This is a genomic window from Vibrio sp. 9-16B-A1 (genome assembly GCF_056726165.1).
The window spans coordinates 140,049-150,343 of record NZ_JBSDZD010000013.1; the positions used below are offsets into that span (position 1 = coordinate 140,049).

11 protein-coding genes are annotated in these 10,295 nt (G+C 50.6%); 9 read left to right on the forward strand and 2 right to left on the reverse strand.

What is annotated here, in order from left to right:
• The first annotated feature begins 1 nt into the window (after position 1).
• The 8 genes from waaF (at position 2) to ACVB80_RS19360 (ending at position 7,607) form a co-directional block, all read left to right on the forward strand.
• The gene (gene waaF, locus ACVB80_RS19325) at positions 2-1,039 is read left to right on the forward strand and encodes a lipopolysaccharide heptosyltransferase II (protein WP_481082920.1); all 1,038 of its coding nucleotides are present in this window, start codon (positions 2-4) and stop codon (positions 1,037-1,039) included.
• The gene (gene waaA / locus ACVB80_RS19330; RefSeq protein ID WP_481082921.1) at positions 1,040-2,302 is read left to right on the forward strand and encodes a lipid IV(A) 3-deoxy-D-manno-octulosonic acid transferase; all 1,263 of its coding nucleotides are present in this window, start codon (positions 1,040-1,042) and stop codon (positions 2,300-2,302) included.
• 27 nt (positions 2,303-2,329) lie between these two features.
• Complete coding sequence (locus tag ACVB80_RS19335; RefSeq protein ID WP_481082922.1) at positions 2,330-3,094, forward strand: glycosyltransferase family 25 protein; 765 nt, start codon at positions 2,330-2,332, stop codon at positions 3,092-3,094.
• The gene (locus ACVB80_RS19340; RefSeq protein WP_481082923.1) at positions 3,094-3,648 is read left to right on the forward strand and encodes an acyltransferase; all 555 of its coding nucleotides are present in this window, start codon (positions 3,094-3,096) and stop codon (positions 3,646-3,648) included. The genes ACVB80_RS19335 and ACVB80_RS19340 overlap by 1 nt, the downstream gene beginning before the upstream one ends.
• A gap of 201 nt (positions 3,649-3,849) precedes the next feature.
• Positions 3,850-4,323, forward strand: a complete 474-nt coding sequence (locus tag ACVB80_RS19345; protein ID WP_481082924.1) for an acyltransferase — start codon at positions 3,850-3,852, stop codon at positions 4,321-4,323.
• A gap of 123 nt (positions 4,324-4,446) precedes the next feature.
• Positions 4,447-5,742 (forward strand): 3-deoxy-D-manno-octulosonic acid transferase, encoded by a 1,296-nt coding sequence (locus tag ACVB80_RS19350; RefSeq protein WP_481082925.1) that lies wholly within the window; start codon positions 4,447-4,449, stop codon positions 5,740-5,742.
• On the forward strand, positions 5,742-6,803 hold the full coding sequence (locus ACVB80_RS19355; RefSeq protein WP_481082926.1) for a glycosyltransferase family 9 protein: 1,062 nt from the start codon (positions 5,742-5,744) through the stop codon (positions 6,801-6,803). The genes ACVB80_RS19350 and ACVB80_RS19355 overlap by 1 nt, the downstream gene beginning before the upstream one ends.
• 33 nt (positions 6,804-6,836) lie before the next feature.
• The gene (locus ACVB80_RS19360; RefSeq protein ID WP_481082927.1) at positions 6,837-7,607 is read left to right on the forward strand and encodes a glycosyltransferase family 2 protein; all 771 of its coding nucleotides are present in this window, start codon (positions 6,837-6,839) and stop codon (positions 7,605-7,607) included.
• A 96-nt stretch (positions 7,608-7,703) separates the two neighbouring features.
• Here the strand turns inward: ACVB80_RS19360 and ACVB80_RS19365 are convergent, their stop codons facing one another.
• Positions 7,704-8,741 (reverse strand): glycosyltransferase family 9 protein, encoded by a 1,038-nt coding sequence (locus ACVB80_RS19365; RefSeq protein WP_481082928.1) that lies wholly within the window; start codon positions 8,739-8,741, stop codon positions 7,704-7,706.
• A 98-nt stretch (positions 8,742-8,839) separates the two neighbouring features.
• On the opposite strand from ACVB80_RS19365, the gene coaD reads away from it, so the two are divergent.
• The gene (gene coaD, locus ACVB80_RS19370) at positions 8,840-9,343 is read left to right on the forward strand and encodes a pantetheine-phosphate adenylyltransferase (RefSeq protein ID WP_481082929.1); all 504 of its coding nucleotides are present in this window, start codon (positions 8,840-8,842) and stop codon (positions 9,341-9,343) included.
• Here coaD and mutM read toward each other — a convergent pair.
• A complete protein-coding gene (gene mutM, locus ACVB80_RS19375; RefSeq protein ID WP_481082930.1) occupies positions 9,340-10,158 on the reverse strand; it encodes a bifunctional DNA-formamidopyrimidine glycosylase/DNA-(apurinic or apyrimidinic site) lyase in 819 nt (272 codons plus the stop codon). The two genes, coaD and mutM, sit on opposite strands and share 4 nt — an antisense overlap.
• Between the last annotated feature and the right edge of the window lie 137 nt (positions 10,159-10,295).

The following is a 10,295-nucleotide window of genomic DNA, read 5'->3' on the forward strand; positions in this document are numbered from 1 at the left end:
AGTGAAGATTCTGATTATCGGTCCGTCGTGGGTGGGAGATATGGTTATGTCCCAGTCACTGTACATAATACTCAAACAAAAACACCCCGACGCAGTTATCGACGTACTTGCTCCGGAATGGTGCAAACCGATTCTGGAGAGAATGCCTGAAGTCAGCCAGGCACTGAGTATGCCGATAGGTCACGGTGAACTGGATCTGCTTAAACGTCGGGAAATCGGCAAAAGCCTGAAAGTACAGAGCTATGATCAGGCCATTATCCTGCCGAACTCAGCCAAGTCTGCGCTTGTTCCCTGGTTTGCAGGCATAAAAAAGCGTACCGGCTGGAAAGGTGAGATGCGCTACGGCCTGTTGAACGACCTTCGCCCTAACAAGAAAGAATTTCAGTTTATGGTTGAGCGCTACGTTGCTTTGGCGCACCCGAAAGCAGAAATGGCGAACTCAGCATCGCTTGGAGGTCTGGAGGCGCTGCCGAAACCTGCTCTGCATATTGAAAAAGAAGCCCAACAGGCGGCACTGAGCCACTTTGGTCTTAATAACACCGCAGAGTCCGTGGCTATGTGTCCTGGCGCTGAGTTTGGGCCAGCCAAAAAGTGGCCCAGTAAGCACTACGCCAGTGTCGCAAAGCACTTATGCAGTCAGGGCCGTCAGGTCTGGCTGTTTGGCGGTCCAAAAGACAGCGATACCTGCAATGAGATCAAACAGCAGGTACCCGCTGAGTATCATTCGCAAATCACGGTACTGGCAGGCAAAACCAAACTGGTTGAAGCAGTTGATCTGCTGGCGGCATGTAAAACCGTCGTCACCAATGATTCCGGCCTGATGCATGTTGCAGCTGCTGTCGGTTGTAATGTTGTCGCGGTATATGGTTCTTCATCACCTGAGTACACACCGCCTCTGGCCGACAAAGTCGCTTACCTGCATACTGATATCGAATGCCGGCCCTGCTTTAAAAAAACCTGCAAGTTTGGCCACCAACGCTGCCTGACAGAGTTAATGCCAGAGCGGGTTATCAATGCGATTACTGCACTGGAGGCCTGAGTGCGCTGGCTCTACACTCTGTTGTTAACCCTTGCCGCCCCACTCCTGCTCCGGGGGCTTTACAAACGCAAGCCTGGTAAGCCACCTTTCGGCGAACGCTGGAAGGAACACTTTGGCATAACACCAAAACTGGATGACCCGGATACCTCTCCGCTATGGATCCATGCGGTATCTGTGGGTGAGTGTATCGCCGTTATCCCTCTTATCCGTGCGATAAAACAGGCTCATCCTGACTTACCGGTTGTTGTCACCACAACGACAAGCACAGGTGCAGCGCAGATCGCCAAACTGGGCGATCTGGCCGAACACAGATACATGCCGCTGGATTTTCCGTTTGCTGTAAAAGCATTCATTAAAACCATAAAGCCCTCTCAGATGATCATCGCGGAAACAGAGCTTTGGCCAAATACGCTGAGCATTGTCTCTGCGGCAGGGATTCCGGTTACCGTTATCAATGCCCGGCTCTCTGAACGCTCAAAAGCCCGCTACCAGAAGATACCAGGCGGACTGGTGACCGGGATGCTTTCTAAAATCAATCTGATCATTTGCCAGCATCAGGAAGACGCTAACCGGTTTGAAGAGCTTGGCGTTGAAAAAGATAAGCTGGCTGTTTCCGGCTCAGTAAAATTTGATATCACTATTCCTGAATCGGTAAGAAACGATGGTACAAACCTCAGAAATGAGCTCGGTTCTGGCCGCCCTGTCTGGGTTGCTGCCAGCACCCACCGGGGAGAAGATGAAAAGCTGCTTAACGAGCACAATAAAGTCCTTAAGCAACATCCGGACGCCTTACTGATACTGGTCCCAAGACACCCGGAACGATTTGATGAAGTTTTCAGGCTTTGCCAGTCTTCCGGTTTTAGCACCTCCCGTCGAACACAAAGCAACGGCAATCCCGCGAAATCTCAGGTTTACCTTGCTGATACCATGGGAGAAATGCTGTGTTTACTCGCATCAGCAGACGTATGCTTTATGGGCGGCAGCCTGCTCGGTGATGCCGTTGGTGGGCATAATGTCCTTGAGCCGGCAGCCCTGGGAGTTCCGACTATTACAGGCCCCAGCTTTTTCAACTTTCTTGATATAACGAATGCGCTGATCGCAAAGAAAGCCGTGATAGTTTCACAGGAAGACATGATAAGCGAAGCTTTACTTAAGCTTTTCCAGGACGCACAGCTCCGGAAGAGCATGTCAGACAATGCGCTAAATTATGTGATAAAACAGCGCGGAGCGGTTGCAAAAACACTTGCAATGATTAATCTTTAACTGCATTGACTCTCTTATACTATTGTTATGAAAATATTTATCATCAGCCTGCAGCAGGACGAAGCCAGAAGAGACCGGGCCAGAGAGGTTCTGGCCCCGTTTAATCTTGATTACGAGTTCTTTGATGCGGTAAATGGTATTGAAGGCCTGCCCGAAGACCTTGCAATCCTGCCGGATGACAAGCACCGGGTTCTGTTCCGCAGCCGGCCACTAACGCCCGGTGAGCGGGGGTGTTATGCCAGCCATTACCGGCTTTGGCAAAAGTGTGTTGAGTTGAACGAGCCGGTTATCATTCTGGAAGATGATTTTCTCCCCACTGAGTTCTTTTCCCCTGTACTGAAGAAGCTCCCTGCCCTGCATGAAAAGTACAACTATTTGCGCCTGGAGTACCAACACGGGCAGTATGATCATATAGAGCACTTGCAGGATATTGAAATTGTTCAGTGGAAGGACAACTCTAAAGGAACCAATGCTTACAGCATTACACCGGAAGGTGCCAAAATGTTTTTAAACGCCAGCCAGCGCTGGATTTGCTCGGTAGATAATTTTATTGGTGAATCGTACCGGCACAAAGTTCCTTCTCTTGGTGTATTGCCCTGCGCCACTTTTGCTCCATGCGACTTCGGAAGCCAGATCCAGGGAGATCAACACAAGACTAAAGTAAAAGCCCACTACAAAGCCCTGCGTGAGTGCTATCGCTTCTACCGCTTTATCCGTATGAGCATGTGGAACTTACAAACACGAAATCGCCTGGTTCAGACTTACCGGGGTGGGTGGAGACCAGAGCAATGATGAGTCAGTTTCTTTTCAGGCTTCGCAACAAAGTTCGTTGCCATACCGGAAACCAAATCGTTCTGGGCAATAAAGTTCGTATTAAGGAATGCGAGATAAACCTGAAAGGGAGCAACAACAAACTCATTATTGAAGATGGCGCTATCCTGCGGGATGTCTATATCGAACTGGACGGCCAGGGCTGTGAGCTTCACATTGGTAAAGGGTGTGTTATCGGTCAGAAAACATACCTTTCTGCCCGGGAAAAAGAAACCAAACTGATCATCGGAGAACGCTGCATGCTCTCCCGAAATGTGAGGATTATGACCAGTGACGGGCATGACATAGTGAAAAATGGCCAACGAATTAATCCGGCACAAAGCGTAATCATCGGAGACAACGTCTGGCTGGCTGATAATGCGACCATTCTTAAGGGAGTAAACATCGGCAATGGCGCTGTTATCGGTATCAACTCTACTGTCACAAAAAGCATACCTGAACATTCCATTGCAGCCGGACAACCTGCAAGAGTCGTGCAAACGGATATGGAATGGCATGAAGAACTCACTTATTAGAGCAGATTTATGAGCCGAAACCTCGAGTACCTTCTTGGATTACCAAAATCGATATACGTTAACTTTCGCCTCTGCAAGTTCACTGACGCGGTAAAACTGCCAATTGTAGTTTCCCGCAGAACAAAGCTTCAGTCATTGAGTAAAGGACGAGCGACATTCGGCAAAGTCAAACCGGGTATTGTACGCATTGGGTTTGGCAGCGTGGAAACCTACGACTTTGAATACCAGAGAACACTCCTGTTCATTGAAGGTCATGTGCACTTTAAAGGCAAAGCAAAGATCGGACTGGGTTCACGAATTTCCGTGACAAACAAAGCCAGCATCACCTTTGGCGAACGGTTTCATATTTCCGCGAAAGGAACCGTCATTTGCCGAAAAAATATAGAGTTCGGCCATGACAACCTGATCTCATGGGAAACACTGATCATGGATACTGACCATCACAAGATCACAGCACTGTCTGACAGCAGTCCGATCAATCCCGATCGCCCAATTAAAACCGGAAATCATTGCTGGATAGGCGCTAAAGCCAGTATTTTAAAAGGCTCAGAACTGCCCGATAATACTATCGTTGGCACCTCTGCTGTGGTTACCAAATCATTTACAGAGCCTGATACCTGCCTGGCCGGTACTCCTGCCAGGGTAATTAAAGCTAATGTCAGTTGGGCAGAATAATGTCGGAAGATCCACTCACCACCAGCAAGACACTCTATAACTAATACTGTTTTCTTCCATAATTTACATTGCATTGAACCACCTGCACAATCTCTCCTGAACTACGACTATGCGGACGACAAAATGAACCCTTATCAATGGCTGGATAAACACTTCAGCAAGATTTTCATCCTTGGCCTAATAACAGGAACCGTGCTTTCCGTGCTCTACGCAGAGCACCAGTTGCTTCGCGGAGATCAAATCCAAATGATCAATAAGGGTTACCTGGGGGCGGTGAAGGGAGAATGGCTCGCCTATGGTAATTTTGCCAGTACCATTGGAAATCTTCCCGGGTATTTATCTGCCCTTGTCGTCGGAGTTCCTCTTCTGTTGTGGGATAATCCATGGGCGCCAATGCTGTTTCTTATCGCCCTGCGACTGGTCGCTTTCCTGATGCTGGACTCCGTTGTTAAACGTGTCTTCGACAATAACATCCGTCTGGTTTTCATGCTGCTTTTCTGGCTTAGCCCGTGGATTCTGTACGACAGCCTGATGTATAACCCTGCCTACCTGTGCCTGTTTGCCGCACTGCACCTGTGGACTGCATTCCGGATGCAAAACCAGAAATCCTTTATCCTGAGTTTTCTGCATGTCGCTTCTGTCGGTATGGCAATGCAACTGCATTTTTCATGGCCGATCCTGGCTGTCGCTTCGGTTTATATTTTTTATCGCCAGATGATCAAAGTTTCCTGGCCGGGCGTTATCGCTGCCATTTTGACTACTGCAGCCTCACTGTTTCCCTACTTTCAGGAGCTGCTTACCAACGAAGCGATTGTTCAGGAAAGCGACCGATATATCGGCTATGGCCTGGTTCATGTCTATCCGGTGCTTAAGTCTCTTCTTTACTGGCTGCGCTACGGCTCGTTCTTGTTCTCCAACCGGGTAATTGCCGACAGCGGCTTTGACTGGGTAACCAGTATCGACTGGCTGCAAATGGTTGTTCAGTACGCCTGGAAAGCCATCACCTTCCCTGTTGGTATCGCCACTGTAGTGATCTCCGCCAGATTCAACTGGCGCACCTGGAAGTTTGTTAAGCCGTTGATCAAGAAGGGACAAAACGTCTCAGAGCCAGAAACCTGGCTCATCATGTACTCGTTTGCCATCCTGGTGGGGATCCTGATCAGTGCCTGCCTGTCTCCGATCACTTTCAGTTACTGGCACCTTATTATTACGTTCCCGTTTGCTCTGTTCCCGATCCTGCGCGAAATAAACCTGTGGAAGACCAGTAACAGCAAACGGTTTGGTCAGTTCCTGCTGGCAGCCGCCACTTATTTGCTGGTACTGAACCTGCTTGCGGCTCATGACAGCGAGAAGTTTTCTTACTCCGTCTCATATCAGCCACAGGTAGAACAGTACCTGACTGAGCAGGGATTCAGATAATGCCACTGTTTAAGGCTCCACCAGAATCATTATGTGTGCTGCGGCTTTCAGCCATCGGCGACGTCTGTAATACCATCGCAGCGGTACAGGCCGTTCAAAAGGAATGGCCTGAAACCCGGCTGACCTGGATAACCGGTAAAGCGGAAGCTCAGCTTCTTCAGGCTGTAGCGGGCATTGAAGTCATTGTCTTTGACAAAAAGGCTGGCTGGCGCGGCTATACCGCTCTCTGGCGACAACTGAAAGGCCGTCATTTTGATGCGCTCTTGCATATGCAGTATGCCATTCGTGCCAGTATTGCCACCCTTGGAATAAAAGCGCGTTACAAACTGGGGTTTGATAAGAAGAGAAGCCAGGACTTCCAGACTCTCTTTACCAATATTCAGGTGCCCTCACCAGAGAAGCCGCATGTACTCGATGGACTGATGGCCTTCAGCCATGCTCTGGGCATCCCGGCAGAGAAACCAGAATGGTCTCTGAGTTATCCGGAAGAGGATTCAGCCTGGGCCGCCTCTCAGCTGAGCCAGACAAAACCCAACCTGGTCATCGTGCCTGCTGCGAGTAAAGGGTACAAAAACTGGCATGCTCAGGGATACGCAGAGTTAATCGAACACGCTGCCAGGCAGGGCTGGCATATCGTTTTAGCCGGAAGCCCGGCAGAAACAGAAGTAAAACTGGCTGCTGACGTTGAAAGCAAACTATCGCAGGGAGTCCATAACCTGGTAGGTCAAAGTTCGCTGATGCAGATGCTGGCTCTGCTGGATAAAGCCGAACTGGTGATTGCTCCGGATACCGGTCCGGCACACATGGCCAATGCCATGAATACGCCGGTAATCGGCCTGTATGCCCACCATAATCCTCAGCGGACCGGGCCTTATAACTACTCAGACTATGTTGTCTCAGCCTACGACGAAGCTATTTTGGCCGAAACCGGCAAAACGCCGGAGCAGCTCAGCTGGAGAACCCGGGTAAAAGACAAGAATGCGATGTCACGTATAAGCCCGGACCAGGTGATCAGCATGTTTGATAAAGCGGTGGCTGATTTTTCACTTAACAGCAAGTAGACTGGGGCTGAAATACCCAACCGAGGCACAACTGTGACAAAACCAACTCTGGCGGTCGCCCTGATCGTTAAAAACGAAGCCAAACACCTGAAAGAATGTCTGGAGACAGTCAGTGGCTGGGTGGATGAGATCGTAGTTCTGGATTCCGGCAGCAGCGATGAAACTGAAAGTGTTGCCCGCGGGTTTACCGACAAGTTTTATGTCAATGCGGACTGGCCAGGATTCGGGCCCCAACGCCGTATCGCTCAGTCTTATGTGGAGTCCGATTATGTACTCTGGCTGGATGCTGATGAACGCATTACCCCGGAACTGAAAGAGAGCATTCTCCGCGCCGTTTCCGAAAACAGACCGGATACGGTCTGGCAGTTTGCCCGCCTGAGCTGGGTATTTGGCCGCTTTATCCGCCACTGTGGCTGGTACCCGGACCGCGTTCTGCGCCTTTACCCAACCAGGCTGACCCGGTATACCGATGCACTGGTTCATGAGCGGGTAGAAGTCAAAGACGGGATGCAGATTGCTACCCTGAATGGCGATGCCATCCACTATACCTACAACGATGCGCACCACTACCTGGTCAAATCAGCTGGTTACGCCAAAGCATGGGCCGATCAGCGGGAAAAGCGCGGGAAAAAAGCCAGTATCAACCAGGGTATTGTCCATGCCATCGCCTGCTTTATGAAGATGTACATTCTTAAAGCCGGGTTTCTGGACGGTAAGCAGGGCTTTCTGTTGTCAGTACTCTCAGCCCACTCTACGTTTGTGAAATATGCTGACTTATGGGTGAGAGGGCAGGAGAAGAAGTAAAAGCAGAGGGCGAGAGGCGAGAAAACAACATCCACCTCTCGCTCCCAAAGTCCTGGGTCCTGGGTCCTGGGTCCTGGGTCCTGGGTCCTGGGAACCCTACCCCATCACCACCTTCTCTATCCATTCTTTTGCTTCAGCAACAACCGCACCCATATCAATTCTCGCCATATCTTCCTGACTGGCTTTGTCTCCGCAAGCCGGAGGACAAAAAGCAAGGTGGCGCCCATCAGAGTTCACCGGGCGCCAGCGAAGTGGCGTGGCAGAGCGCTTGGCCGGGAAAAAGCCCAGTGTGGGCACGTCAAGGGCTGCAGCAATATGCAGCGGCCCGGTTGAGCCGGCTATAAACAGATCTGCGCAGGCAATCGAGCGGGTAAAATCGACCAGGCCGTCATTTTTGTCATAGACCTGCGCATCCATCCCGTTTGCTTTCATCAGCTTTTGAAGATCACGCGCTTTCTCTTCCTCTCCCGGTCCTGCAGTAAGTACGTACTCACAATCCATCACCAGACCCGCGGCAAGCTCAGTATACTGCTCAAGGGAAAGATTATTGGCGCTGCCACCACTTCCGGCATGCAGGTATACCCACTTTTTATCCGGGTTCAGAGAGAGCAGTTCTGCCAGTTTCTCTTTTTGAGCGGCCAGCTCCGGTTCAGCAAAGCTCAGATAAGGTGCCTGTGGCTCTTTTACCGAAACATTAATCTCTTTCAGGAACGCACGGATCAGGTCAAGGTTGTACTCGTATTCCGGCTTTGCCGACTGAGAACGTTTCTGCTTAATCCGTCTGTTATAAAAAATCTGTGCGATCTTGGTTGCCGGCGCCAGGCGGTATTTAATTCCGGCTTTCCACACCAGCATCGCATTGTAAGTGGTGGAAAACAGATTAACCGAGGCATCAAACTCAGCCGCCCGGATAACCTGAATCAGCGCATTGTGCGCCGCTTTGTCCGCGTTTTTACCCGGATCGAGCATCACCTCATCAATCCAGGGACACAGCTCAGCCAGGGCTTTGGTGTAGCCCGGTACCAGTGCGGTAATATGACACTCAGGCAATGATTGTTTCAGCATCGCGAAAGCCGGCCAGGCCAGCATAAAATCACCGATTTTATCGTTACGGATCACCAGAATTTTGTTCATATCACCTTCCTGATTTTTTCTGCTTCGCCATAATACCGGAGTTTGGCTGTAATTTGTTATGATTACTCAGGTTAACCCAATTTGAAGAGCCATTTATCGTGTCACATAAACGGATATCCCGGGTGATCTACCCCGGCACATTTGATCCCATCACCAACGGGCACCTGGATCTTATCGAGCGCAGCGCAAGCATGTTTGATGAGGTCATCGTCGCGGTTGCAGCCAGCCCGAGTAAAAACACCATGTTTACTCTTGAAGAACGGGTGGAGTTCGTAAAGCAGGTAACTACTCACTTACCTAATGTGAGTGCCAAAGGCTTTACCGGTTTGATGGTGGACTTTGCTAAAGCAGAAGATGCCAACGTACTGATCCGCGGCCTGCGCACTACTGTGGACTTTGAGTACGAGTTTGGCCTGACCAATATGTACCGCCGGCTGATGCCTGGGCTTGAGAGCGTGTTCCTTACCCCGGCAGAAGAGTATGCATTTGTCTCTTCAACCATCGTCCGCGAAGTGGCGATTCACGGCGGCAGCGTGGAGCAGTTTGTTCCACCAATAGTCGCGAAAGCCCTGGCTGCGAAATATCAGGAAAGACTGGCTTAATCAGCGACAGGCTGGCAGCGCGGACAGTAAAATGTATTGCGCTGCCCTATTACCATCTGCTCTATCGGCTCACCACAGGCTGAGCAGTTTTCGCCTACCCTGCCATATATCTGCAGCTCCTGAGCAAAATAACCCGGTTTGCCATCAGCCTGGTTAAAATCTTTCAGCGTGGTACCGCCCTGTGAGATAGCGATTTTCAGCACGGCTTTGATTTCTTCCACCAGAGCACCCAGTTGCTCCGCCCTCAGCTTTCCGGCAGCGGTTTTCGGGTGAATACGGGCAGAAAACAGCGCTTCGTTGGCGTAGATATTCCCCACCCCAACCACGACTTTGTTATCCATTATCAGCTGCTTAATCGCTACCCGCCTGCCTTTGGCTTTTTCGGCAAGGTAGTCAGCATGAAAGGCAGAAGTCAGCGGCTCAGGCCCCAGGTTTTCCAGCACAGAATGACTTTCCCCTGGCGCGGCAAACAGCCAGGCACCAAAACGGCGCGGGTCGTTATAGCGCAGCACTTTTCTGTTATCCAGAATCAGATCCACGTGATCGTGTTTACCCGGCTCAATAAACGCATCCAGCACCCGCAGGCTGCCGGACATCCCCAGATGAATCAGGATGCTGCCCTGCTCCGTTTCCACCACCAGATATTTGGCCCGGCGGGAAACCGACAGGATCTGCTCCCCCACAAGAGTCTGCAGCTCATCAGGCACCGCCCAGCGCAACTTCGGCTGACGGACAACAACAGACTGGATTTTCTGACCAGTCAGATAAGGGCTGATACCCATCCGGCTGACTTCAACTTCGGGTAGTTCGGGCATGGGAAGCTCCGTGGTTCTGTGGTTCTGTGGTTCTGTGGTTCTGTGGTTCTGTGGTTCTGTGGTTCTGTGGTTCTGTGGTTCTGTGGTTCTGTGGTTCTGTGGTTCTGTGGTTCTGTGGTTCTGTGGTTCTGTGGTTC

Excerpts from the sequence above, each read along its gene's own strand:
- ACVB80_RS19365 (WP_481082928.1), bottom strand. The coding sequence starts at position 8,741 with ATGAACAAAATTCTGGTGATCCGTAACGATAAAATCGGTGATTTTATG.
- ACVB80_RS19335 (WP_481082922.1), top strand. The coding sequence starts at position 2,330 with ATGAAAATATTTATCATCAGCCTGCAGCAGGACGAAGCCAGAAGAGAC.
- ACVB80_RS19355 (WP_481082926.1), top strand. The coding sequence starts at position 5,742 with ATGCCACTGTTTAAGGCTCCACCAGAATCATTATGTGTGCTGCGGCTT.
- ACVB80_RS19350 (WP_481082925.1), top strand. The coding sequence starts at position 4,447 with ATGAACCCTTATCAATGGCTGGATAAACACTTCAGCAAGATTTTCATC.
- ACVB80_RS19340 (WP_481082923.1), top strand. The coding sequence starts at position 3,094 with ATGAGTCAGTTTCTTTTCAGGCTTCGCAACAAAGTTCGTTGCCATACC.
- mutM (WP_481082930.1), bottom strand. The coding sequence starts at position 10,158 with ATGCCCGAACTACCCGAAGTTGAAGTCAGCCGGATGGGTATCAGCCCT.